The 24,176-nt window shown below is 40.0% G+C and carries 27 protein-coding genes and 3 riboswitches; of the genes, 8 read left to right on the forward strand and 19 right to left on the reverse strand.

Annotated elements, in window-relative coordinates:
• Window positions 1–86: 86 nt before the first annotated feature.
• A riboswitch (SAM riboswitch) is annotated at window positions 87–188 on the reverse strand.
• A 44-nt stretch (window positions 189–232) separates the two neighbouring features.
• Window positions 233–1,423 carry a pyridoxal phosphate-dependent aminotransferase gene (locus MHI11_RS13000; protein WP_340961192.1) on the reverse strand — a complete coding sequence of 397 codons (1,191 nt, stop codon included), beginning with the start codon at window positions 1,421–1,423 and terminating at the stop codon, window positions 233–235.
• Window positions 1,424–1,588: 165 nt separating this feature from the next.
• Window positions 1,589–1,747, forward strand: a riboswitch (SAM riboswitch).
• A gap of 79 nt (window positions 1,748–1,826) precedes the next feature.
• On the opposite strand from MHI11_RS13000, the gene mtnK reads away from it, so the two are divergent.
• Window positions 1,827–3,020, forward strand: coding sequence for an S-methyl-5-thioribose kinase (gene mtnK / locus MHI11_RS13005; protein ID WP_340961193.1), 1,194 nt, complete (start codon window positions 1,827–1,829; stop codon window positions 3,018–3,020).
• 6 nt (window positions 3,021–3,026) lie between these two features.
• A complete protein-coding gene (gene mtnA, locus MHI11_RS13010) occupies window positions 3,027–4,088 on the forward strand; it encodes an S-methyl-5-thioribose-1-phosphate isomerase (protein ID WP_340961194.1) in 1,062 nt (353 codons plus the stop codon).
• Between the two features lie 25 nt (window positions 4,089–4,113).
• On the opposite strand, the gene MHI11_RS13015 is transcribed toward mtnA, so the two are convergent.
• The 3 genes from MHI11_RS13015 to MHI11_RS13025 form a co-directional block, all read right to left on the reverse strand.
• Entirely contained in the window at window positions 4,114–4,248 is a 135-nt protein-coding gene (locus tag MHI11_RS13015) for a hypothetical protein (protein ID WP_003211599.1), read from the reverse strand.
• A gap of 91 nt (window positions 4,249–4,339) precedes the next feature.
• Window positions 4,340–4,831, reverse strand: coding sequence for a methylated-DNA--[protein]-cysteine S-methyltransferase (locus tag MHI11_RS13020; RefSeq protein WP_106065177.1), 492 nt, complete (start codon window positions 4,829–4,831; stop codon window positions 4,340–4,342).
• Window position 4,832: 1 nt separating this feature from the next.
• Window positions 4,833–7,028, reverse strand: a complete 2,196-nt coding sequence (locus MHI11_RS13025) for a PAS domain-containing sensor histidine kinase (RefSeq protein WP_044139773.1) — start codon at window positions 7,026–7,028, stop codon at window positions 4,833–4,835.
• Window positions 7,029–7,321: 293 nt separating this feature from the next.
• Here MHI11_RS13025 and MHI11_RS13030 point away from each other — a divergent pair, with 293 nt between their 5' ends.
• On the forward strand, window positions 7,322–8,341 hold the full coding sequence (locus tag MHI11_RS13030) for an acyltransferase family protein (RefSeq protein ID WP_340961195.1): 1,020 nt from the start codon (window positions 7,322–7,324) through the stop codon (window positions 8,339–8,341).
• Window positions 8,342–8,368: 27 nt separating this feature from the next.
• Here the strand turns inward: MHI11_RS13030 and MHI11_RS13035 are convergent, their stop codons facing one another.
• From MHI11_RS13035 to htpX, 5 genes are all read right to left on the reverse strand, one after another.
• Window positions 8,369–8,551, reverse strand: coding sequence for a hypothetical protein (locus MHI11_RS13035; protein ID WP_044139771.1), 183 nt, complete (start codon window positions 8,549–8,551; stop codon window positions 8,369–8,371).
• Complete coding sequence (locus MHI11_RS13040) at window positions 8,544–8,708, reverse strand: hypothetical protein (protein ID WP_012009727.1); 165 nt, start codon at window positions 8,706–8,708, stop codon at window positions 8,544–8,546. The genes MHI11_RS13035 and MHI11_RS13040 overlap by 8 nt, the downstream gene beginning before the upstream one ends.
• 6 nt (window positions 8,709–8,714) lie before the next feature.
• A complete protein-coding gene (locus MHI11_RS13045; protein ID WP_044139769.1) occupies window positions 8,715–9,233 on the reverse strand; it encodes a DUF421 domain-containing protein in 519 nt (172 codons plus the stop codon).
• A 97-nt stretch (window positions 9,234–9,330) separates the two neighbouring features.
• Window positions 9,331–10,677 carry a TrkH family potassium uptake protein gene (locus tag MHI11_RS13050; RefSeq protein ID WP_340961196.1) on the reverse strand — a complete coding sequence of 449 codons (1,347 nt, stop codon included), beginning with the start codon at window positions 10,675–10,677 and terminating at the stop codon, window positions 9,331–9,333.
• Between the two features lie 143 nt (window positions 10,678–10,820).
• Complete coding sequence (gene htpX / locus MHI11_RS13055) at window positions 10,821–11,720, reverse strand: protease HtpX (protein WP_061407544.1); 900 nt, start codon at window positions 11,718–11,720, stop codon at window positions 10,821–10,823.
• A 278-nt stretch (window positions 11,721–11,998) separates the two neighbouring features.
• Between htpX and MHI11_RS13060 the strand changes: the two genes are divergently transcribed.
• Window positions 11,999–12,712 carry a DUF1836 domain-containing protein gene (locus MHI11_RS13060; RefSeq protein ID WP_340961197.1) on the forward strand — a complete coding sequence of 238 codons (714 nt, stop codon included), beginning with the start codon at window positions 11,999–12,001 and terminating at the stop codon, window positions 12,710–12,712.
• A 129-nt stretch (window positions 12,713–12,841) separates the two neighbouring features.
• A complete protein-coding gene (locus MHI11_RS13065; RefSeq protein ID WP_003211343.1) occupies window positions 12,842–13,036 on the forward strand; it encodes an alpha/beta-type small acid-soluble spore protein in 195 nt (64 codons plus the stop codon).
• A 39-nt stretch (window positions 13,037–13,075) separates the two neighbouring features.
• On the opposite strand, the gene MHI11_RS13070 is transcribed toward MHI11_RS13065, so the two are convergent.
• From MHI11_RS13070 to MHI11_RS13085, 4 genes are all read right to left on the reverse strand, one after another.
• Window positions 13,076–14,260: an anti-sigma factor domain-containing protein gene (locus MHI11_RS13070; protein WP_340961198.1), complete on the reverse strand. Its 1,185-nt coding sequence runs from the start codon at window positions 14,258–14,260 to the stop codon at window positions 13,076–13,078.
• Window positions 14,257–15,012: an RNA polymerase sigma factor SigI gene (sigI, locus tag MHI11_RS13075; protein ID WP_012009721.1), complete on the reverse strand. Its 756-nt coding sequence runs from the start codon at window positions 15,010–15,012 to the stop codon at window positions 14,257–14,259. The genes MHI11_RS13070 and sigI overlap by 4 nt, the downstream gene beginning before the upstream one ends.
• 215 nt (window positions 15,013–15,227) lie before the next feature.
• On the reverse strand, window positions 15,228–16,019 hold the full coding sequence (locus tag MHI11_RS13080) for a TerC family protein (RefSeq protein WP_340961199.1): 792 nt from the start codon (window positions 16,017–16,019) through the stop codon (window positions 15,228–15,230).
• Window positions 16,020–16,049: 30 nt separating this feature from the next.
• Window positions 16,050–16,221, reverse strand: a riboswitch (yybP-ykoY riboswitch).
• Window positions 16,222–16,299: 78 nt separating this feature from the next.
• Window positions 16,300–16,914: a DedA family protein gene (locus MHI11_RS13085; RefSeq protein WP_003210834.1), complete on the reverse strand. Its 615-nt coding sequence runs from the start codon at window positions 16,912–16,914 to the stop codon at window positions 16,300–16,302.
• Between the two features lie 245 nt (window positions 16,915–17,159).
• Here MHI11_RS13085 and MHI11_RS13090 point away from each other — a divergent pair, with 245 nt between their 5' ends.
• Window positions 17,160–19,583, forward strand: a complete 2,424-nt coding sequence (locus MHI11_RS13090) for a bifunctional diguanylate cyclase/phosphodiesterase (RefSeq protein ID WP_340961200.1) — start codon at window positions 17,160–17,162, stop codon at window positions 19,581–19,583.
• A 30-nt stretch (window positions 19,584–19,613) separates the two neighbouring features.
• Here MHI11_RS13090 and MHI11_RS13095 read toward each other — a convergent pair whose 3' ends face one another.
• From MHI11_RS13095 to MHI11_RS13105, 3 genes are all read right to left on the reverse strand, one after another.
• Entirely contained in the window at window positions 19,614–20,078 is a 465-nt protein-coding gene (locus MHI11_RS13095) for a MarR family winged helix-turn-helix transcriptional regulator (protein ID WP_088004396.1), read from the reverse strand.
• Between the two features lie 357 nt (window positions 20,079–20,435).
• A complete protein-coding gene (locus MHI11_RS13100) occupies window positions 20,436–20,600 on the reverse strand; it encodes a stress protein (protein ID WP_340961201.1) in 165 nt (54 codons plus the stop codon).
• A 38-nt stretch (window positions 20,601–20,638) separates the two neighbouring features.
• A complete protein-coding gene (locus tag MHI11_RS13105) occupies window positions 20,639–20,797 on the reverse strand; it encodes a hypothetical protein (protein WP_165840229.1) in 159 nt (52 codons plus the stop codon).
• Between the two features lie 188 nt (window positions 20,798–20,985).
• Between MHI11_RS13105 and MHI11_RS13110 the strand changes: the two genes are divergently transcribed.
• Window positions 20,986–21,315 (forward strand): MerR family transcriptional regulator, encoded by a 330-nt coding sequence (locus tag MHI11_RS13110; RefSeq protein WP_012009715.1) that lies wholly within the window; start codon window positions 20,986–20,988, stop codon window positions 21,313–21,315.
• A 141-nt stretch (window positions 21,316–21,456) separates the two neighbouring features.
• On the opposite strand, the gene MHI11_RS13115 is transcribed toward MHI11_RS13110, so the two are convergent.
• Together MHI11_RS13115 and MHI11_RS13120 are read right to left on the reverse strand one after the other, a co-directional pair.
• The gene (locus MHI11_RS13115) at window positions 21,457–21,966 is read right to left on the reverse strand and encodes a MepB family protein (protein WP_340961202.1); all 510 of its coding nucleotides are present in this window, start codon (window positions 21,964–21,966) and stop codon (window positions 21,457–21,459) included.
• 193 nt (window positions 21,967–22,159) lie between these two features.
• Window positions 22,160–22,531 carry a cupin domain-containing protein gene (locus MHI11_RS13120; RefSeq protein ID WP_111912583.1) on the reverse strand — a complete coding sequence of 124 codons (372 nt, stop codon included), beginning with the start codon at window positions 22,529–22,531 and terminating at the stop codon, window positions 22,160–22,162.
• Window positions 22,532–22,730: 199 nt separating this feature from the next.
• On the opposite strand from MHI11_RS13120, the gene MHI11_RS13125 reads away from it, so the two are divergent.
• Window positions 22,731–23,594: a LysR family transcriptional regulator gene (locus MHI11_RS13125; RefSeq protein ID WP_340961203.1), complete on the forward strand. Its 864-nt coding sequence runs from the start codon at window positions 22,731–22,733 to the stop codon at window positions 23,592–23,594.
• Between the two features lie 86 nt (window positions 23,595–23,680).
• On the opposite strand, the gene MHI11_RS13130 is transcribed toward MHI11_RS13125, so the two are convergent.
• Entirely contained in the window at window positions 23,681–24,079 is a 399-nt protein-coding gene (locus tag MHI11_RS13130) for a hypothetical protein (protein ID WP_340910491.1), read from the reverse strand.
• Window positions 24,080–24,176: the final 97 nt, after the last annotated feature.

Raw genomic sequence — 24,176 nt, forward strand, 5'->3', positions numbered from 1 at the left:
ATTGCGTCATGCATATGGTCAATAAAAAAACCTCTTCAAGTGCTTTATCAGCGCCTTAAAGAGGTTGTTTCGTGTCATTCATCCGAATCTTATCTCTCAGCGCTTGCTGCAAGAATTAGCACCGTGCTTCATGGAAGTCGGTTGCCGGGCTTCATTGGGCTAGTCCCTCTGCCTACTCTTGATAAGAATATTCAATTTTCTTAAATATTGTCTGAATTATCGCACCGTTTATTCATGTTGTCAATGGCTTATTTTCAAACAGATTCAAGGCATCGATTCGCCGAGCGGCTTCTTTTAACCGTTCCTCATTTGTTAAAAGTCCTACTCTCACGTATCCTTCACCGTGAGTACCAAACCCATTCCCTGGCGCCACAACCACATGTGCTCTCTCTAATAATACGCCAGCAAAAGATTCAGATGTATATCCTTCTGGCACCTTTAGCCAAGCAAAAAACGACCCCTTTGGTGCAGTGACCTCCCAGCCAATCTCCTTGCAGGCAGCAATCCACACATTTCGCCGATTCTCATATCGATCATTTTGCACCTGTACGCACGTTTGGTCGCTTAACAAAGCTTCCGCTGCCGCATCTTGAGTGGCTTTGAACAGTGAAACAAACAGGTGATCCTGATAAAGCTCAATCGCTTCAATAACAGACGGATTTCCTGCTGCAAAACCTACTCTCCAGCCTGCCATATTATACGTTTTAGACAATGTGTATATTTCAATTCCTGTCTCTTTCGCTCCATCTGTTTGCAAAAAGCTGATTGGCTTTTCACCATCAAACCCAATGCCGCCATAGGCAAAATCATGGACAACACAGAGCTTGTGATTTTTTGCGAATGTAACGGTTTCTTCAAAAAATGTACGGCTTGCCGTAGCACCTGTCGGATTGTTGGGATAATTTAAATACATCAACTTTGCTTTTTTCTTAACATCCTCAGGCAACCGGTCATAGTCAGGTAAAAAATCATTTTGTTCAAGAAGCGGCAGCGTCACCATCTGAGCTCCAGCAAGCACGGCACCTGACCAATAATCAGGATAACCTGGGTCTGGAACAAGGAGTGTATCACCCGGATTCAGCAGGCATTGCGGCAGCTCAACAAGCCCCGCTTTTCCGCCAAATAAAATCGCAATTTCCGTCATCGGATCAAGCGTGACACCATATTCTCTTTCATAAAAGGCAGCGGCAGCCTTTTTTAATTTCGCTGTTCCGCGGAATGACGAGTATTGATGATTTTCAGGTTTTAATACCGCTTCCTGCATGGCTTTTACAATGTGCGCGGGAGTTGGCTGGTCAGGATTTCCCTGCCCTAAATTAATAATATCTGCGCCTTCCTGCACTTTTTTCTGCACCTTTTGGACAAGAGTTGCAAAAAATTGTGTCGGTAATTGTTTCAATACATCTGATTGCTGGAATTCCATTTATCTTCACCTTCTATTCAAGTTACGTAGCAATACAAACACTGTAATGGATTGTTTTATGAATTGTAAAGCAATTTCGAAAAAGGATTGACATGTAAAGCGCAGCTCTGATAATATCTTGAATTAAGAAATGCAAACAGACACGAGACAATTACATATTGATTTCTCTTATCGAGAGTTGGGCGAGGGATTTGGCCTTTTGACCCCAACAGCAACCGACCGTTAATACCACTGTGAAGTGGGGCGCAGCAAGTAAGCGCCAAGACAACTGTCTTATAGGGCACGGTGCTAATTCCATCAGACGTATGTGCTGAGAGATAAGAGAGGCTTTGAGCATACACACCATCAAGCCTCTTTCTCTCAGGAGAAAGAGGTTTTTTTATATGATTTGGAGGGGAAGCAATTGGTTACACTTACGTCATCATATGAAGAATTAACAGAAAGCTCGGCAGTTGCACTCGCAATTAGACTTGGCTTGATCCAAGAAAGCCGTCATTTGACATGTACGGAAATCGGTGACGGGAATTTAAATTACGTCTTTCATATTTTTGATCATAAACAAGAAAAAGGTTTGATCATCAAGCAGGCACTGCCTTACGCCAAGGTGGTCGGAGAGAGCTGGCCGCTTACATTAGACCGTGCGAGAATCGAAAGTGCTGCCCTGATCAAGCAGTCAGAGTATACACCGCATCTCGTACCAGCAGTCTATTATTCAGATACAGCTCTTGCTGTGACGGCAATGGAGGATTTATCACACCTAGAAATCGTCAGAAAAGGGCTAATTGCCGGAAAACAATATCCGCATTTATCCGATCATGTCGGAGAATTTTTAGGGAAAACACTTTTCTACACTTCTGACTTTGCCACAAATCCTAAAATCAAAAAACAATTTGTGAAGCAATTTACGAATCCGGACCTTTGTGACATTACCGAAAAGCTCGTCTTCACAGATCCTTTCTTTGATAGCGGCACAAATGATTTCGAAGAAGAATTAAGAGAAGCTGCCGAAGCGCTTTGGGCAGATCTTGGAGTGCAGGCAAAAGCAGCTGAATTGAAGCGTATTTTCCTGACATCTGCCGAAACACTTGTTCATGGAGATCTTCATACAGGTAGTATTTTTGCAAGTGAGACGGAAACAAAAATCATTGATCCAGAATTCGCTTTTTATGGTCCCTTCGGATTCGATATCGGTCACTTTATCGCTAATCTGTTCCTGAATGCTTTGTCCCGTGAGAATGAACATGATCAGCAGCACCTTTTTGACCATGTCGTCAATGTATGGGCGACCTTCAAAGAAGTGTTCGCAAAAGCTTGGAAAGAAGACAGCATTGAAGCGTTTAGTGTATCTGACAGCTTTTTAGAAACAACCTTTGACCGTATTTTAAAAGAAGCGACAGGCTTTGCGGGCTGTGAACTTGTCCGCCGAACGATTGGCCTTGCTCATGCCGCTGATCTCGATGCGATTCCATCACCATCTAAACGGATTCAGCAGAAAAAAGCAGCACTTACGCTCGGAAAAACATTCATCAAACAATATCATGCAGTGGAAACAGCGTCTGACCTCGTCGCATTATTCCAGCAATCTGTAAAGGAGTGACGGGTTTTGTCTAAAGAATTTGAAGTCCCCCGTTCTGTCGAATGGGAAGAAAACCATATTAACATTTTGAATCAGCAAAAATTACCGGCAGAATCCGTGTTTGAGCATCTATATACAAAAGAAGACGTGTATGATGCCATTGTCACATTAAAAGTGCGGGGAGCACCTGCCATTGGCATCACAGCAGCTTTTGGACTGGCGCTCAGTGCCCAAGACATTGAGACAGAAGAGATCGATGTGTTTAAACAAGAAGTCATTCAAATAAAAGAATATTTAAACAGTGCTCGTCCAACTGCTGTGAATCTAGCCTGGGCATTAGAGCGATTGTTGCAGCGCATTGATCGTGCAGCTTCGGTCAATGCAGCCAAAACAGACCTTGTCCATGAGGCCATTCAAATTCAAATTGAAGATGAAGAAACATGCAGACAAATCGGTCAAAATGCACTCCAGCTCTTTAAATCGGGTGATCGGATTATGACCATTTGCAATGCAGGCTCCATCGCCACGAGCCGGTACGGAACAGCCCTTGCTCCATTTTATTTAGCCAAAAAGAAAAATCTCGATCTTCACATTTACGCCTGTGAAACACGCCCTGTTCTCCAAGGGGCTAGGCTGACAACATGGGAACTCATGCAAGGCGGAGTAGATGTGACGCTCATTACAGATAACATGGCAGCCCATACGATGAAAGAAAAGCAAATTTCTGCTGTCATTGTTGGAGCTGATCGCATTGCCCGTAATGGAGATGCGGCGAATAAGATTGGCACGTTAAGTCTTGCCATTTTAGCCAAGCATTTTCAAATTCCGTTTTTTATAGCTGCACCGCTTTCTACCTTTGATATCTCAACCAAAGACGGGGCAGATATTCCAATTGAAGAGCGCGACCCGCTGGAAGTAAAGGAATTAAACGGCGTCCAAATTGCACCACCTGATGTTCAGGTATTCAATCCCGCCTTTGATGTCACTCCTCACCATCTCATTTCAGGGATCATTACAGAGAAAGGGATTATTACGTCGAACTATACAGAAGAGATTGATGCTCTGTTCACTGACAGCATCTCACTCTGATCATAAAAAAAGCGCCGTGTACTTATTATTTAAGAGCACCGCGCTTTTTTATTTCATTCGTTTTTGCTAAAATTTCTTTTTTCTGTTCTTCTGTCAACACCTTCATTTTGACACATAGTGATGTGACGGCATACATTTTATTCTTTTTGTCCCAAAACATTTCCTAGCGCCCTCCTTTTTCCCTCAACCAACTTTTTTAGCTTAATAAAAGGATATGTCGCTTGGAAAACATTTGGAACAGGTCAATCGATTTATTTTTGAACAAATGGGATACCTTCTAATTCAAGCAGAACCGCTTTCATATCTGTCTTCGTTCCTGCATAGCCTGTCAGAGAGCGGTCTTTTCCAATCACTCTGTGACAGGGAATAAAAATAGGTAATGCATTGCGTCTATTGGCTTGTCCAATCGCCCTCACTGCCTTTGGGTGACCAATCGCTTTTGCAATGTCTGCATAGCTTTTTGATTCACCATACGGAATAGTCGAAAGTGCTTCCCACACTTGCTCTTGAAACGAAGTTCCCTTTTGCTTGAGCGGGAGATCGAATACTTGGCGCTCCCCCTTGAAATATTCATCTAGCTGCTTTTTCGCTTCTTGTAATACTGACGTTTCTTCTTCTTTTAGATTAGATTCTTGCTTTTTTGCTAAAAACGGCTCATCATCAAACATCACTTCGATGATGGCATCGTCTTTTTCTAGTATGTATAATGCCCCAATTGGTGCGTGATAGACGGTATAATACACGTTAATGCTCTCCTTCTTGTTTCTTCTGCCTCAGTGGCAGCGTGAGATGGAAGACAGTTCCTACCCCTTCCTCACTTTCTACCTCAATGGTTCCTTGATGCTCTTCAATAATTTTATAACTAACCATTAAGCCAAGTCCAGTTCCTCTTTCTTTTGTCGTATAAAATGGTTCCCCTAGACGCCTTAGCTTGTCCTCTGCCATTCCGCAGCCTTCATCCCGCAGTGAAATGACAATATGCTCTTCGCCCTTCCGCTGAATGCTCACATAGACATTTCCTTTTCTCGGCATGACTTCAATTGCATTTTTTAAAATGTTAATAAAGACTTGTTTTAATTGGTTTTGTTCACAATAAATGAGCGGAATCTCATCCATCACATTGAGATGCATTTGAACGTTGCCAAGATTCGCCTGTGCGTGCAGCAGATCCATCGTGTCCTTCACAATTTGCACCACATTTTTTTCTTCATATACGATGGCTTGCGGCTTCGCTAAAATCAAAAATTCGGTGATGATCGATTCAATTCTTTTTAGCTCTGAAGTGATGACATTGAAATAGAGCGAATATTCCCCTTCTATATTTCCTTTTAACAGCTGAATAAAGCCTTTTAATGCTGTCATCGGGTTTCTGATTTCATGCGCAATTCCAGCGGCAAGCTCTCCGACCACATGAAGGGTATCTGATTTTCTCACCCGCTCTTCTAATTCCTTCCGCTCTGTCACATCTCTAAAGATCGCCAAATTCATATTATGAATGATGTTGCGTTTAAAAGAGAATTCCAATATACGCTGATCTGGGTGGTTCAGCACAAACGGCACTTCATTGTCCATTTCATCTAATGACATCGCCTGGGCAGGCTGTGCCAAATGTTCAATTTGATAAGGCGCAAGGATATGGAAAAGGTTCATTTCCGTTAAATGATCATCTTTCAATCCGAGCAGCTCGCTTGCGGATGGATTGACTTCAATAATGCGGTATTGGTTATCAAAAAGAACAATGCCGTCCATTGATCCATTAAATACTTTACGGAATTTGAGCTCACTTTCGCGCAGCTCCTCCTCCATCCTTTTTCGATCACTCACATTACGTAAAATGGTTAAGTGCTGTCCTTCTAATACCGCATGCTTTGATGTAAACTCGAGCTCTTTAAACTGACCATTTGCCATTCTGAACAAAAGCTCTTCCCTTATTTCATGATTCCGAATATATCGTCTTCTAGTCGGTCTATATCTCTGATCAGATTTCACGAGAAAGTCTGTGAGTTTTTTGCCAATCAGTGAGTGCATAGGCAATTCAAAAATGCGACAGGCTGATTCATTGGCCCTCACAATCTCTCCATCATCTGCCCATATGATGATTGCATCCATTGCATTTTCAAAAATTTCTCTAAAGCGTTCCTCACTTTTTAACAGCTTTTCTTCCATTAACCTTTTTTCTGTAATATCCCGCATGATGGACATATAAAAACCGCTCATCACATTTGATGTAATGGTGAGCTCGAATAATTTGTACTGGCCAGATTGAAGGGTAACGGGAAGTTCTCCCTTGGCTTTCCCTGTTTCTTTAAGTGACGTTAAAAGGTGCTGCAAGGCTGGAAGATTTTCATCTTCGACAAATTCATTTAAATAACGATCGGTTAAATCAGTCTTTTGCAGCTCAAAGCTCTGACAAAAAGAATGATTGGCGTCGATCATGCAGCCATCCTGATCAAAAATGACCATTCCGTCAATGGCTCGGTCAAACAAATCTTTGAACAGCTGCTCATTCATGGATCTTTCTCGTTCTAGTATTTTCTTTGAGGAAATATCTCGCATGACGACAATATATTGCTGATTCAAAACGTCATGCTCTGCAACAAATTCAATGTATTTTGTTTCGCCGTTTTCAAGCTGAATGGAAATTTCTCTTCTTAACGTTCCTTTTCGAAAAAATAAATCGAGGGAGCATTCAATTCTGTCTTTCGGGATGCCATATAGGAAATCTAGAACGGATTTATTGAGGAGGTCTTCTTTCGATGTCTGTACAAGCCTGCATGTCGCTTCGTTGGCTTGGATTATATTGAGGTGTTGATCAAATATGAAAATGGCATCTAACGTCTTATTTAACAGCATTTTTTGCTGCATCAACTCTGTTCGCAAATATTCGTTCTCTTTTTCTAATTTTCTGATATTTTCTGCGCCATCGAGCGTTTCAGTCATTTTCTTACACTCCTTTTCCAGCCTCATTCCTCTACAATATTTCTACAATATTTTCATTGTTCCTTCATTCGACTCATAAAAAAAGATAACTTCTTGCACGAAGACTGTCTCATTTATTTCATTTGGATGACAGGATTGAACTTCGATTCTCTTTTCTTACGCTTCTTTTACAGCCGTTCTACAATTTCAAATCAAATAGCGAAATGAGCCAAAATGTATTTTAAAATGGGGCAAATACGGGAACAGTGCACTTAGAGCATTTATGTTTGAAATCAAACAGGAAAGGTGATGTTATGGCATCTTCACGAGATAGTTATTTTGATAATGCGAAGTTTCTTCTGATTTTTCTAGTTGTTTTTGGTCATTTGTTACGATCATTCATTCATGATAATGATTGGATGCTTTATTTATACAAGTTTATTTATACTTTTCATATGCCTGCCTTTATTTTAGTTTCCGGTTTCTTTGCAAAAGGGTTTAGAAAGCCAGGTTTTATGAAAAAAGTTGCTGTTAAGCTGATCATCCCATATTTCATTTTTCAGGTGATCTATTCCGTTTACTATTATCTCTTGCAGGATCAAAGCATGGCCAATTTAAATCCAATTGATCCGCAATGGTCTTTATGGTTCTTAATTAGTTTATTCTTTTGGAATTTGCTGCTCATTCCTTTTTCTAAACTGCCATTTCACTGGGCGATGATCGTCAGTTTATCGATTGCGTTACTTGTCGGTTACGTGGACAATATTAGCAATACGCTGAGCTTATCACGTACGTTTGTCTTTTTGCCAATGTTTTTAGCAGGCTTCTATTTAAAAAAGCAGCATTTTGAATTCATCCGTACAAGTAAAGGAAAGCTGGCAGCACTTCTTGTATTAATGGCTGTATTCTTGTTTTGCTATTTCTATGAATTTGATTATTCCTTCTTATTTGGATCACAGTCATATGCTTCTCTTGGTGATGAGGGAGTGATTGCGCCAATGAAACGAATGGCATGGTATCTGCTTGCATTTGGCGCTACATTCAGCTTCTTTGCTTTAGTGCCAACACGCCATTTCTTCTTTACAAAATGGGGCACAAGAACGTTATATGTGTATTTATTACATGGCTTTGTAATTAAGCTGCTTAGAACGACTTGGTTTGATGACTGGGCCCTGAATGCAGCAAGTGTGCTCATGTTATTGCTGCTAACCATTCTGTTAACCTTTACCCTGTCTAGCACCTTTGTTCAAACCGTTGCACAGCCAGTGATTGAGCTCAAAATGACCAATCTCATGCGTACAATCACCGGCAGACAAGGCAGTTATAGCAAATAAAAAACGATCCCGCGCGGATCGTTTTTTCTATTTTTCATTCATGTGTCCATTGTCACATTCAGCATCTTTCTTAGGCTTTACAAGCGTATCAATCCATTTGCTGCTGTTGATATCTCCAAGCTCACTGCCAAATTCCTCTTCTAAGATATCTGGGTCCATTGGCTTTTTATGGTCTTTCATGTCCTTGCTTTTTACATGCTTCTTAGTCACGAGATCCTCCCCCTTGTTTCCCTTTATGAGAATTTCGGTTTGCCTGACGATCTCTTGATTGTTCATCAAATTGCGTTTGTCCTTGATCATGTGCCATGCTTTCTGTCGGTGTCATATTATTTGTCAGTGCTTCATTTTTCGCTGCTTTTCTTTTCATCTGAAATCAGTCCTTTTTTAACATATTTAGTTCTTCTCTTAATTGGTCTAGGAGTTCCTTCATTTGTTTGACCGTCACGGGCTTTTCCTCTGGCTTTAACTCATAGCCGATTTGTCCATTGGCTTCTAGGGTGGCTTTTTTGAGACTGCTGATCTCTGTAATGCCTTGCTGCTTTAAGCGCATTTTGAATTCATCCCTTGTGAGCCTCGTTTTCTTCAGCTTGTGATCAAGCATTTCTCCATCCTGCAAAATGACCACAGATTTCCCTGAAACCAATTTTTCAAAGAAATCAGATTGGATAGACAATTTTTCCATGATGACGAGTGCAATGATAAATGTAGCGGCGGCATAAATCGTTTCAAGTAAATTGTGCTCAATAAAGGGTTGGATAATAATCGATCCGATTGAAATCATGATCACTGTTTGTTGAACAGTTAATTGACTAATGGATTTAGGCCCTGCTATTCTCAGCAGCAAGGTACCAACTAGCAGCATGACAATTGCTTTCCATATTACATCCAGCACGTCTCGTTCACCTCTTACCTATAGATTGCGAACATCCCATATAATTTAGCCAGTTAGATAATGGAAATAAAAAAACAGCATTCGCTCGGAATGCTGTTTAGCCGATGATGACGCGCTCTTTCGGATAATGATAATTCGCTTCGCTTTCTCTTCGGCCAATTAAATATAAGAAGCTTGGAATGCCGATTCGCCCAATAAACATGACCATCATAATGATACACTTACCGAACACCGTAAGGTCCGAGGTGATTCCTAGCGATAGCCCTGTTGTTCCGAATGCAGAGCAAACTTCAAATAAATTTTCTAGAAGTGTATTATGCTCAGATAAGGATAACAGGAACGTAGCGCCAAACACCAAAATAAAGGCCATCATTGTCACCATCAAGGATTTGTTAATATCCGCTTGATGAAGCTCTCTTTTGAAGATTTTAATGGACTTATTTCCCCTAGCAAAATGAAACAGTGCGAGTAAATTAAGGGCAAACGTAGTTGTTCGAATTCCGCCTCCCACAGAGCTCGGGGAAGCCCCGATAAACATAAGCATACATAGAAATAAAAGGGTCGGTTCTGTCAGCTGGGTAATATCTAATGTTGTTAAACCCCCACTTCTTGTTGCGGTCGATTGGAAAAAAGAATAAAACAAGATTTCGTGCCAGCTTTTCCCTAGGAAACTGAACCCGGCTTCAAGTGCATATATGCCAATCGCTCCAACAACGACAAGACCGCCAAACGTAATCGTTGTGATTTTTGTAAACAATGAGAACGATGCGTGCTTTCGGTCCTGATTAAATAAATAATCCTTCACTTCCACGAGCACAGGAAAGCCAATCGCTCCAAAGATGATTAGCAGCATCGTAATAAATTGGACGAAATAATCATCTTTGTATGGGATGAGCGAGTTCCCTGTAATATCGAAGCCCCCATTGGTGGTCGCACTAATACTTGAGAAGAAGCCATGTAAGAATGCTCCTTGCACATCGTAATATTTGAGAAAATACATGCTTAAAATCAGACCGCCTACAAACTCAATGAGCAAAATTAAATATAAGACCTGCTTCATTAATTTCACAATACCTGATAAATTGCTCTGGTTTTGATCTGCCATGATGAGCTTTCTTTCTTTAATCCCAATCCTTTTTCGCATGACAATCCACACAAAGGTACCGAGCGTCATAATGCCGATACCTCCGATTTGCAGGACAAACGCAAGGATCCACATACCTGCCACACTAAATGTTTGCGAGGTATCAACAACAGTGAGTCCTGTGACACTTACCGCACTCACCGCCGTAAATAAAGCATCAATAAATGTCCATTTCACTCCCTCTTGATGAGCCACTGGGAGGCTGAGAAGAATAAGTGATACGGTTACAGCAAGAAAATAATAGAGGGCTATCAGCTGAAATGCTGACAGCCGGTCAATTAGCTTTTTGATAGGATTCATTGTCATTCCTTCTTTTATCTATCTTTTCGAATACTTTATCATTTTAATGAAAAGAGACATGATTTTAAAGATATTTTATGCTTTATTTACTTTTTCATCAAAAAAGAAAAGACATCCTGTAACAGAATGTCTTTTCGTCTCTCTTATTTTGCTTCTAGTCTTCTAATTCTTTCGTTTAAATCAGGGTGTGTTGAGAAAAGAGAAGCTTTTCGTTTACCACTGATTTTAAGGGTAGCAACTGCTGTTTGATCATCATCTTTGATTCTTGACGTATACGCCTCAAGTGAGCGAAGCGCATGAACCATTTTATCTTTACCGGCAAGGTCAGCTCCGCCGCGGTCTGCATGGAATTCACGGTGTCTAGAATATGCAAACACGACAAGGCTTCCTAGGACAGAGAAAATGATTTGGAAAACAATCACTGCAATAAAATGAACAATCGGAACAAGCTCTTCACGCGAAACAAAGCGGCTTGCGATCCATGCCGCAATTCTTGAAAGGAAGACAACGAACGTGTTGACAATCCCTTGAAGCAGCGTCATTGTCACCATATCACCATTCGCAACGTGAGCAACTTCATGAGCGATGACACCTTCAACTGCTGCATCATCCATTTCATGAAGCAATCCAGTTGAAACGGCAACAAGTGATCTTCTCTTAGAAGGACCTGTCGCAAAAGCATTTACTTCAGATGATTGATAAATACCAACCTCAGGCATTTTAGAAAGGCCTGCTGCTCTTGATAACCTGTGCACGCGGTCAACAAGCTGCTGCTCATCATATGTTAATGAATCCTTTTCAGGGTTTAACACACGCACACCCATCATCATTTTTGCCATCCAGCGAGACATTGCTAGTGACATGAACGAGCCAACAAAACCAACAACTGCACTGAATACTAGCAGTGCCACAAAATTAATTCCACCGTCTGCTCCTATATAAGAACCAACACCAGTTGCTGCACTAATAACCGATAGTACAATACCAATCGTAGTGATAACAAGAATGTTCGTTAATATAAACAGAAATATTCTTTTACCCATACATAACCTCCGCTGTCATATTAAGTTCATTTGAACTTATTAATAAAATTATAAAAATAAACGCCTTAAATTGCAAGGAAAAAGGAATCATTCCTTCTGTTTATCATAACGGCTTAAGCCCCGTCACTTCAATATTTACGACTTTGTCACAGCTGAAAAGTGAACAAATTGTGACGCTACGTTCTGGATTTTAGTTTATTTTGCATTTTCATCAAAAAGAGATTATGATGTTGAATTAGATCAATAATCACGTTTTTGACGTACAAATGAGGTGGAACATGGTGACTTTTAAATTAACGAGAATTGACATGACGAGACTTCTATATTCTCTAAAAGGAGAGGGAGATCTGACTCCGCTTCAGCTTTTGAATCTATCTGTAAAGGGCGATAAGGATCATGAATATGATGAGTTAAAGATCCCTTCGTTTTTTGAAAAGCTCGAACGGCGGAAGCAAAAATCAGAGCACGGTCTTTCTACAAATGAAATTGTTGAGCTTGGCAACTTGTGTGAGCTAACGTCTCTTAAATCGACGGCGATTCAAAATTGGATCAAGCGTGATATTAAAGATATGATTGGTCATCCAGAGCTTGGCAAGAAGTACTCCATTGATCAGGTCGTTATTTTATTAATTGTCAGGGATTTAAAATCAGTTTTTGACTTTGATGCCATTCGCATGATCTTATCTGCCTTATTTAACACGATCACAGATCGAACAGATGATATTATTAGTCCAATCCGTTTTTATGAAGCATATGCGCACGTCCTAGATTTTATTTATCACCATACACATTTCCCGTTAAAGGAAACTAATTTACGAGAAATGACTGAGGAGCAGATAGACATGCTCCATGAAGAGTTTACAGAATTAACGAAGAATCAATGGAATTTGATTAAAGGCATTATCAGTTCTACCGTCTTCTCTGTGTTCACTTCCCACTTGCAAAGTACAGCGCAAGAAATGATGTTTAATACGCTGCAGGTAGCTAAATAAGGATAAAAGAAAACCGAGGTGATGAGGTCACCTCGGTTTTTTTGTGCAGCAATTGCCAGCATAATTGTACGCCGTTTTCTTCAAAATAAGAAGGCGCAACAAAGATGAGGTGAAAGGAGGAATATGGACATGGCAAATCGAAATCAGCTTCTTGTTCCTGGAGTAGAACAAGCATTAGATCAATTTAAATACGAGATCGCTCAAGAATTTGGCGTGACTCTCGGTTCAGATACAGTCGCACGTGCAAATGGTTCTGTTGGCGGTGAAATTACAAAAAGACTCGTTCAACAGGCTCAATCACAAATGGGCAATCAATCTAAATAAAAACATGGTGAAATACGCCGGAGCTATTCTGGCGTTTTTTTATTGTTCATATGTGTGCTCATACCGGTTCTCACGATACGGGGACGGTGCACCTTTTCCTTGCTTCTTCATATGGTCTTTTTTTCGTTCAGTGAACGGCTGTTTCTGATCCCTGGCGTTTTTTTTTGCGTGCTTTTCAGCACCACCACGTGATGTGCCGTTTGGATTCCTTTTGTCACCAGGTTCCGTTGAGTGATTTTTTTTTTGTTCTTTATCGATAGAACGATCCTTTTCTTCCTTTATTTGATTGTCTTTGTTTTTATCATCAGGTTTTGTTTGGTGAGGCTTTTGAATAGATCCTTGCTCTTCCCTCTCTTGATCCTTCTGCTCTTTGTCTTCAGCTTCAGGAGCCTCTTGATCTAGCTTCATCTCTTCGCTATCTTCTGTCTTGACTTCTTCTTGTTTGTCTTTGTCTGCTTGATCTACATCATCTTTTTTAGGCTCTTCTTCTTTAACAGCGTCACTCTCTGCTGCGTCTTCATCCTTTTGAATGTCTTCTTGTTCTTTATCTTGCATTTCTTGATTTCTGATATATGTGCCTGTTGAAATGCCTGCCTTTTGAGCTTTTTCTCTTGTTTCCAGGTCACTTTCTACAGTCTCTAGCTTGTAATCGCGCTTTTGATATTCACCAGAGATGGTGTTAATTTTACTTTTGACGTTGGTTTTATATGTATGATCCTGCTTGTTTTCATAAACCGTTGAAATATAAATGCTCTTAGAGTTGTTCACATAACCTTTTTTGTCACAGTCATCTATGATTTCCTGCACGACTTTGGTCATGTCGTTTTTTTCTAAATCCTTCATACTAGCCAGTATTTGTCTCGCATCTTTATTCAGTGGTGTGACACCGATCACTTGATAATTGTGATCAAGCTTCAGTTCAAAGCTTGGATTAATGTCAATCGTCATATATGCATATGCTTTTTGACTTGAGAAAGATGGCATCATAGTAAAAATCACGACAATAATCGCTGCGATTGATAGGATTCCTGCATTTAATGGACGTAAACGAAGCAAGTCAAAAAAACCGGCTTTTTTTCTTTCGAGACGTGATTCATTCGGAAATGTCACTTCTTGACCGACTTCATAATCTTGCTGTTCATATTTTGTCCGCAGAAATTGTCCATCAGGGGTCAGCAGCGTGACATATTTTTTGTTTTTCTCTACTATAATGCCTCTTCTCATGAATTAAGCACCCCTTTAAGGTAATCTTTCAAATACACATAATCACCCGTCATAATGATCGCCATCGCAATGATATATTTTCTATTTCTCTCAATCGTTTTGCGGCTGACTTCCACTAGCTTTTCAAGCTGTTTGACTGGCAATTGTTTTTTCTGAAATAAAATGGTTCTGAGCTCATCGTGTTCAACGAGTGTGTGAGCTACTTTAATGGCATTTTGCCTTGCATCTGCATGCTTTGGTGAATGTTCAAGCAGCTCTTGAAACGTGAGGCCGTATACTTTCAATCGTTCTTTAAAATGTTCAATTTCTTCTCTTCTGTGTTCTTGTTCAATTAAACGTCTATATTCATTTGTAGACAGCTCTGCTTCAATCATGCTTTGAGAGTACTCGCCATTTTCACTTTCTTGCAGGTCCATTTGAACCGTTGGCGCATTTCTTGCTTCTTTTCGAATATAGTCGATCACTTTTCTTTTAATAATTAATTCTGCGAAAGCAAGGAGTGAGTTTCCTTTTTCGGCAGAGTATTTTTCTATCGCTTCATTAAAGGCAATTAAGCCTATGCTGAATTCATCATCTTTTTCATCTATATATCGTTTACAAACGGATGAAACCGTCTTAGCGACAAATGGTTTGTATTGCTCTATTAATGCATTTTGCAGTTCGGTATCACCTTGTTGAATACTGATAGCCGACTGCTCTAATGTTTGCTTTTTCTTTCCTTTTTTAAACAAAAGGCTAAGCAATGGTTTCACCTCAGTTCTCCCTATATTACTCATTTATGATAGCTAATTTATGAGGGAAGCGCAAAGGAAGAAATGAGGAATTCATTTCCTGTTACTCAATTATGACATGTATATCATCATCTACTTTACAATGTTTCGTCTAAAAGCAAAGAAATAAGGGGGTATCTCCCCCTTATTTGTAATATACGTGTTATGAAAATGAAATGATATTTCTTTCAAAAAACCTACTCTTCTAGGCGTCCCTCTTGTTTTTCCTTGTTTTGTTGCCCGCCATTTCTTGATGGACTTGATAAAAACCAACCAAATGCTGCAATTGCGAGAAGCACTGTCCAGAAAATCACTTTCCATAATGTTGAATGAATAAAATGAGAGGACACGATACCAATGGCTGGATGTGACAGTGTGTAAAGCGTGAGCTTCACACCAACCCATCCGACAATGACAAAGGCTGCTGTTTCTAGGCTCGGTCTTGTTTTGAGCAGTTTCACAAAGACAGTCGCTGCAAATCTCATGATGATCAGACCGATGATACCACCTAAAAGAATGACAATAAATTGACCGCCATCAAGTCCACCGATTTGCGGAAGACTTGTTGTTGGCAAAGTTACGGCTAATGCGACCGCCGCTAAGATGGAATCGACAGCAAAAGCGATGTCAGCAAGCTCGACTTTTACGACTGTTGCCCAGAAGCCGCTTTGCTTCATGTTTGTGTCTGATTCCTTTTTCTTAAATACGTGCGATTTTAAAATATGGTGAATGGAAATATAAAGAAGATAAATTGCACCAATGGCTTGAACTTGCCACACATCCACTAAAAACGAAATAAGAAACAGGGAACCAAATCGCATGACAAACGCACCCGCAAGTCCGTAAAACAATGCTTTTTTCCTTTGCTTTTCTGGAAGGTGTTTCACCATCACAGCCATGACCAGCGCATTATCAGCGGCTAAAATCCCTTCTAATCCAATCAGTACGAGAAGAACCCACCCGTACTCTAAAATAATTGCTGCATCCATCATCATTCCTCCTTGTTTTATCTATTGTCCCACAACAGACAAAGGCTTATGAATGCAAAAAAGACCTTTGCCTGTAATGGCAAAGGTCTTGCTAGACATGTGATATGTAGAATCATGCCAACAAAGCCGATGGAACTTAAGTCCATGTAATGACGACTTTGTTTCCGGTAAAAACCGGACGCTACTCCCCTTTGGTGGGATTTAAGAATATTTAGATTACTTATATCATAATCAATAGACACTGTATTGTCAACAGGTGACTTTCACTTAGATTCAGTGATTAGGCAGTTGGTGTTTCTGCTTTTCTTTTTCTACGTTTCAGCCATATATACATCACGAACAACAACACAATCCCGATCCCAATCGGCAGAAGATATGGATCTAACATTGCGCCAACCTCTTTCCAGTTCTCCCCGAGCACAAATCCGAGATACACATATACAAATGTAATAGGCGTAATCGCTAAAAACGTGTACAGGCAAAAGACCCACACATTCATCTTGGCAATACCGCACGGGATGGAAATAAGCGTTCTGACTCCTGGAATAAACCGGCCGCTAAAAGCGACGAATCCACCATGCTTTTCAAAGAAGGCATCCGATTTATCAAGCGACTCCGGTTTAACAAAAAAGTACTTCCCATATTTATTTAAAAAGGGTCTACCGCCATAACGTCCTAACCAGTACAAGGTCAAAGGGCCAGCCACGCCGCCAATAGAGCCGGCTGCCACAACACCAATGAAGGCCATATCCCCTTCTGAGACCCAGTATCCCGCAAGAGGCAGAACCACTTCAGCAGGAACAAATTCAATACATAATGCAAGGAAGATGCCAAAGTACGACAAGTTCTTAAAGGCATCAGCTAAAGAAATAATAAAATCTTCGATGTTTATCAATCCCTTTCACACATAATCGTTTAACTGATTCTATCTCTTTTAGAATCGCACATATATTAAACGAATAAAACCGAAGAAACGATTCACTTTTCGTCGTTTTTTTACATTAAATTTGATTTTACTATAAAAGACAGGTGAAAAAAAAGTTGATTGTGGTATTTAAGTGAAGGAAAAGTGAACACAGAAGCCATTCGATCCGATATATTAGGTATACGTCTGTTTTAAGATACTGGAGGTTTTCTTACATGACCCATTTAACAGGAAGCTACAATGGATGGCTTGTCTTTCTGTCAATCGCAGTCGCCGCTGTCGCCTCCTACTCAGCTCTTCATTTAGCCAGCCGAGTGGCACAGTCAAGCGGTGCAAAGAAAAAGGTATGGCTGATCGTTGGTGCCTTGATCATGGGAATGGGGATATGGTCGATGCATTTTATCAGCATGATGGCATTTCACGTGCGTGCTGGTATCACATATGAAACACCCTTGCTCATTTTATCGATTTTGGCATCTTTTGTTGGGTCCTTGATCGCATTCACAATATGCATTCAAGAGCAGCTCTCCACAAGGCGGCTGCTCATTAGTTCAATCACGATGGGCTCGGCTATTTGCAGCATGCATTATCTTGGAATGGAATCAATGGCCAATGTCTCAATCAGCTATGATCCAGGCCTCTTTTTTCTTTCGTTTTTCATTGCTGCGATAGCGTCTTTCTTTTCGCTTCATCTCTTTTTTCGGCTCCATCGAACCGGGAAAAAGCAGGCGAATCATCTGTTAAAAATAGCTGGTGCACTCATGATGGGCGGAGCTGTTTCTGGCATGCATTATACCGGTATGGCTGCTTCTACTATGTTTTTTCATTCAGACGGACAGTCTTCTGGGGGTGGTTCTCTTGAATTATCACCATTCAGTTTGTCGATTTTCATCGGCTTAATGACACTGATTGTCCAAACACTGATGATTTTTGGTGCCTATATAGATCACCGAATCATGAAGCAGGCAGATAAGCTAAAGGAAAATGAACAGCGGTTCCAATCACTCATCAAACATAATATCGATGGCATTATCGTGTTATCGGTCAATCGAAAGGTGCTTTCTGCGAACGACTCAGGTAAACAAATCCTAAAAATGTGCAATTCTTGGATTGGTGATGATGTCAGCCAATACGTCATGCCGACTGACATGTGGGAAGAATTTATTTACGAGTCAAAAAAAGCCATCACACGTGAAGCAGAACTAAAAACAGCAGATCGCTTTTATTATTATCATGTCACTTACATACCTGTTCATGTCAACAATACGCTTGACAGTATTTATCTTGTCTTAAAAGATTTAACGCAGCAGCGGATTGCAGAAAAAGAAATTCATGTCATGGCACATTATGATGCGTTAACTGAGCTTCCTAATCGGCGCCACGCCATCAACCATTTAAGTGATGTTCTCTCCGCTCAAGAAGAGACAGGAACATCGACGGCTGTTCTGTTTCTTGATTTGAATCGTTTTAAAATTATTAATGATGCACTTGGTCATAACATAGGGGACTTACTTCTTAAAGCAGCTGCAAACAGACTAACGCAATGTTTACCAGGCAACGGCTTTATAGCCAGACTAGGCGGGGATGAATTTTTAATGACCTTCCCTGACATGGGGCATGACACACAGAAAATTGAACAGCTTTCTCAAAATATCATTCGGCAATTTGAGCGTCCTTTTTTCATCCAGAATCATCAGCTCATTACTTCTATCAGTATTGGAATCGCTATCTCACCTCAAAATGGAAAAGATGGAATGGAGTTAATGAGGAAAGCCGATATGGCGATGTATTTATCCAAAAAACATAAGCAAAGCCGTTATGAGTTTTTCACCGAATCAATGGAAAGATCAAGTGAAGACAGGTTGAACCGAGAGATTGAGTTACGGGATGCCATTCAAAGAGAACAGTTTGTGCTTCACTACCAGCCGCAAGTGAGTGCGAAAACAAGACAGATGACTGGCGTAGAAGCTCTTCTAAGAATGAAAGCACCAGATGGTTCGTTAAAATCACCCGAGGCTTTTATTGAGCTGGCAGAGGAATCAGGACTGATCATTGATATTGGCAGATGGGTGATTGATACCGCATGCAGGCAGGCTAAAACGTGGTATGACAACGGGCTGAGAATTCCCGTGGCTGTCAATTTATCTGCAAAACAATTCAATTCTGAAGACTTAATTGATTTGATTAAGCTGACATTGAAAAAATACGATATGACACCGTCACTGCTCGAGCTTGAAGTCACAGAAAGTATGACAATGGACAATATCAAGCAATCAAAACAAGTGCTGACCTCACTGAAACATCTGGGCGTTCGCATTAGTATTGATGACTTTGGTACAGGGCATAGCTCCTTAAGCTATTTAAAGGATTTGCCCATTCATCGACTAAAAATCGACAAGTCCTTCATTGAAGATATTTTAAATGATTCGAAATCTGAACAGATTACAGGTGCCATTATCGCGATGGGACATCAACTATCTCTCGAGGTCATAGCAGAAGGTGTTGAAACCTTTGCGCAGGCGCAGCTTTTATCTGCGCAAGGATGTGACGACTTGCAAGGCTTTTATTATGCGAAGCCCCTTCCAGCAAAAGATATCGGAAAATTCATTGCCTATCCAGCGCATCAGCTGGACACATAAAAAAGGTGCCAATCATGGCACCTTTTCGTTCTATCTAAATAATAAATGTTGACTGTGAATACCTGCTTTTTTCAATAGACTAATCAATTGTTCTTGTTCTTCTCGCGAGAGGCCAGAGAAGGCACGCGCAATCCGGAGAGAATGAATCGGGTAAATCTTATCAAGATAACTGCGCCCTTTATCCGTTAAATGGGCATAAACCGACCGTTTATCCTTTGGGTCCTGCTCTCTTTCAATGAAACCATTTCGTTCTAATTTGTCAATTACGTACGTCACATTCCCGCTGACAAGCAGGAGTCTTGAGCCGATTTGCTGAAGTTTTTGAGCACCTCTCGTATACAGCAATTCAAGAACCGCAAATTCAGTTGGATTAAATCCATGCTCTTTGCTGTCTCTAATGCTGTGTTCTGAAACGCTTTTAAATGCTCTTGCAAATACCTTGTAAAGTGTCATTGAACGTTCTACTTCTTCTTCATTAAACGATAGTCTCATCACATATCTACCTCTTATAATATTTTTTTAACTTCAAGGCTTTCTTGCGGTGCAGTTGGAGCCTTTCGTAAAAAATAGAAGTACGTTTTTGAAAACCCTTTCAACCACATAAGTGACTCCATTCGTGTTATGTATAAGATTTCGATATAAACTTTTAAAATCCTTCTTATTTTTCACAATCATCTCGAAAAAAAGGTTTTTTAGCAAACCATCAAGATACGACACAGTTTAACATAATCTGTAAAGACTCTATGTTTCTTTACACTGTATTCGTCAAATTTCTACAAAATTCAATATTGCTATAATATTGAGCACAAAAAAAGAACCCTTTATGTGACATACGCACATTTCAAGGGATTTTCACAAATCACGCTCTGTTTTGTTGAAATAGAAGTGATACTCTTTTTTTAAGTCACTAATTGTCATGTTCTTGGCCGCACTAGGGCTGTACACTCCCAATGAACAGAGCTGCTTCGTATAATAATGTCTTTCCTTTGCTAAAACTTCTGTTAAGATACGCCGCACCGATTATCCCCTCCTATCAATTGATCTGGAGCAGGTGCTTATGAAGACCTTTTATACAAATCATTTTGTACAGCTCTTAGAAGAGCATGCGCATTCTGACCTGCAGCCTGCATGAATCGCTCCAGTAATTCATCCCTCTTCATATCTAATGCGATAATTTCCTTTGCCATACAGATGATCCGTGTTTTCTCCATCATATGCTCCTCCTCCTATTTCAACTCATCATCATTATATGCGTGCGTAGCAATCACTTCACATACGTTGTCAACTTTCCTTCCATCGTTTTTTCATTTTTATGTTTTTGTGTTATATTTTCTAACAAACGATAGGTTTTTTTCGTTGTCATTTTGTATAATATGAAGAAAAGACTTGCAGGGGTGAGTATATGACGCAGGAAGATGTATCTTATAAAGATAAAAAAGTCATTTCAATCGGGATTGTCAGTGAATTAACAGGGCTATCCGTCAGGCAAATCCGATATTATGAGGAACGCAGACTCATCTACCCCCAGCGCTCAACAAGAGGCACGCGTAAATATTCTTTTTCTGATGTAGAACGTTTAATGGACATCGCCAACAAACGAGAAGACGGTGTGCAAACAGCGGAGATTTTGAAAGACATGAAGAAAAAAGAACAGGCCTTAAAAAGCGGACAATATAAGAAAAAAATGCTGGAAGGTCAAATTAACGCACACTTCCGGTACAAAAATCGATAAACAAATAAAGTATCGCTGACTCTTTTAGGCTTTGTTCGCAATTGATTTTTGGTCATGGCTTAATGAAAAAGAGACAGCTTTTTTTGCTGTCTCCGTTATCAAACCAAAGCCCTTGGAAACCAATTACAGCTTAGAGCTATTTTAGTGAGAGTATAGCTTTAATAGTTCTTGTGCTGGCAAACGATTTGTATTGTTCGTGGCAACAAAATATTCTAATTGCCATTTCTGCGTTTGGATAGCTTGTTTGCTAGCAGGTTTATCCCAGCTAGGATAAACCCTCATGGCCATTTTTCCTTTAGTCGTATCTGTTTTAAGAATATGTTGTTTTACAAGAACTTCTTTTGGAAAAACGAATTGACCAAAATCATTTTCACTAGTAAAGGTATTGATCACCAATAAATCCGTAGCTTTTTCATATGAAAAAGGTTGGTTTTTATTTTCCTCATCCTTTTCCCAAAAAGCAACAAACTGTCCTATCTTAGTAGGCGTTATTTTTGCCACTCTAAATCTAATCGACTTTGAATTTAGCTGAAACACACCAGCTCCATAATCCGAATTTTGGACTTCTTCTCGGACAGCTTTCAAGGACAGTCGATTCGGTTCATAAAACATTTTATTTACATATGTTAACGCGTTATAAAATTCATTCACTGCTTTATCCCCTTATTTATTACTCATTCCAACACTCTTTCAAGCATTATCTTAATTTGAATTCAATGCCAAATCCTATTAGCAAGGACATCAATTTAAATTTACTTTTTTCAGGCGGCGTTCAACAACATTTCATTCTAAGAAACAACACTATATCAAATAGCGTTTAGGTATATTGTTAAGTGCAGGCGATCTAGCGTTTATCCATTCGTTCAGGAATCGAAACAGTTCGTTCATTGATCACATTCCCCGTGTTTAGAGTCGTTTTTGGTTCAATTAAGAGCAAATGAACTTCTTCTTCAGCAATTGGCTGATGTTCAATTCCTTTTGGAATCACAAGAAACTCCCCTTCATTAAGCTCTATTTCTCTATCCCTAAAACGGATGACTAGATTTCCTTTCCATACAAAGAACATTTCATCCTCGTCATCATGGTGATGCCAAATGAATTCACCCTTAATTTTTACCATCTTCATGTATGAGTCGTTCAACTCTCCGCTTATTTTTGGATTCCAATAATCATTTATTTGCGAAAATTTCTCTTGGATATTAACCTTTGAAATCAATAGATTCCCTCCTCATTTACTTGAAAACGTCTTTTTATCTTTCCTAAGCTAAAACATTCTCCTCCTCATGATCAGACACCAAGGGACACAATGAGCATCAACCTCTTATATTATTAAGTTTACTTATTCTGTTGGATCACGTAAAATCAAAAAATAGTGTATAGTTCATCACAAATTGTGATGCAAAAGGAGCATTATTTTGGATATTAAATCTTTGGAGATATTTAAAGCAGTAGCTATTGAACAAAGCGTTACAAAAGCTGCTGAGAAATTAAATTATGTGCAGTCCAATGTCACTGCACGAATCCAGCGTCTTGAACAAGAATTAGGTGTTCCTCTTTTCTATCGATATCACAAAAAGATATCCTTAACGCCTGCAGGGCGTGAATTGTTGCCATATGCAAACAAATTACTCTACGATTTTGAAGAAGCGATAGAGGCCGTAAAGCTTTCCTCTACTCCGCGGGGAACTTTGCACATTGGATCTATAGAGTCTACTGCTTCGACAAGATTGCCCAGCATTTTCGCAGCATATCACAAGACATTTTCACAAGTAGAATTGAGCTTGTATATGGCACCTACTGTAGATCAGGTTCATGCTATTCTCAACTACAAGGTAGATGGTGCATTGGTTGATGGGCCTATTCTTCATCCCGACATTATTGAATATCCGGTATTGGAAGAATCTCTTGTTCTCATTACAAGCTACTCCCAGGAGGAATTCCAGGTAGAATCAATTTTGCATGAACCATTGCTTTCGTCATTTGCGCATTGCATCTATTTGGGGCGTTGGCAACGATGGTTAGAGAGCAATGGCTTTGCTCCGATGAATGTAATGGAATATGGCACTTTAGAGGGCGTGCTTAAATGCGTTGAAAACGGGATAGGGGTTACCGTATTACCAAAATCTATGGTCGAATCTCGGGTGCAAGGCAAATTTACTTGTCATCCTTTACCGGAACCACATAGAATCGTGCCCACTGTGTTTATAAGGCGCCGCGATTCGTACATGACCAGTGCCCTCTCACGGTTTATGGAATTATTGGGCATAACTCATATGTGATCGGGTCATTTGTGGTAAAAAAGAGGATAGATAGAGCAAAGTTCTTTCAGCTCTTCTATCCTTTTTAAATAAAATCATTTTAACTTTCATTGAGAGGAAGCATCAGTTCCTTCAACGAGCCCTACAAAGTCAATCTGTACACCGCCTTTTTCAGGATCTTCTATGACACGCATGGCTAGTGCCTTTTTCTCCCCTGTTTTTTCATCTTCGTAATTCGCATGAAAGACGTGAATGCTGGCTTCTTCCAATTGAAAATCTTCATAAGAAAGTGTATCTATTCCCCATTCTTTTTTCATTTTTAGAATGTCTTTTGGGCTTGGGACAGCGCCTTCAACATAGATGTTTTCTATTTTTTGTTTATTTCCTTCGGTAATCGCTTCAATCATATGCTCTGCTGCCACCAGTCTTCTGTCTTTCCCCTCGTCTTCCCTTGAACATGCACCTAGCAATAAAATGCACATTAAAATGAATAAAAACTTCTTCATTTTTCTCTCCCACCTTCTCCTTAAAATGTAAAGGATGGAAGCGCTATATGCAATCTTTATTCAAAAAAGACTGTAAAACGTCACGTTTTACAGTCTT

Origin of the sequence: Bacillus sp. FSL K6-3312, assembly GCF_038007485.1 — a bacterium.
GTDB lineage: Bacteria > Bacillota > Bacilli > Bacillales > Bacillaceae > Bacillus > Bacillus pumilus.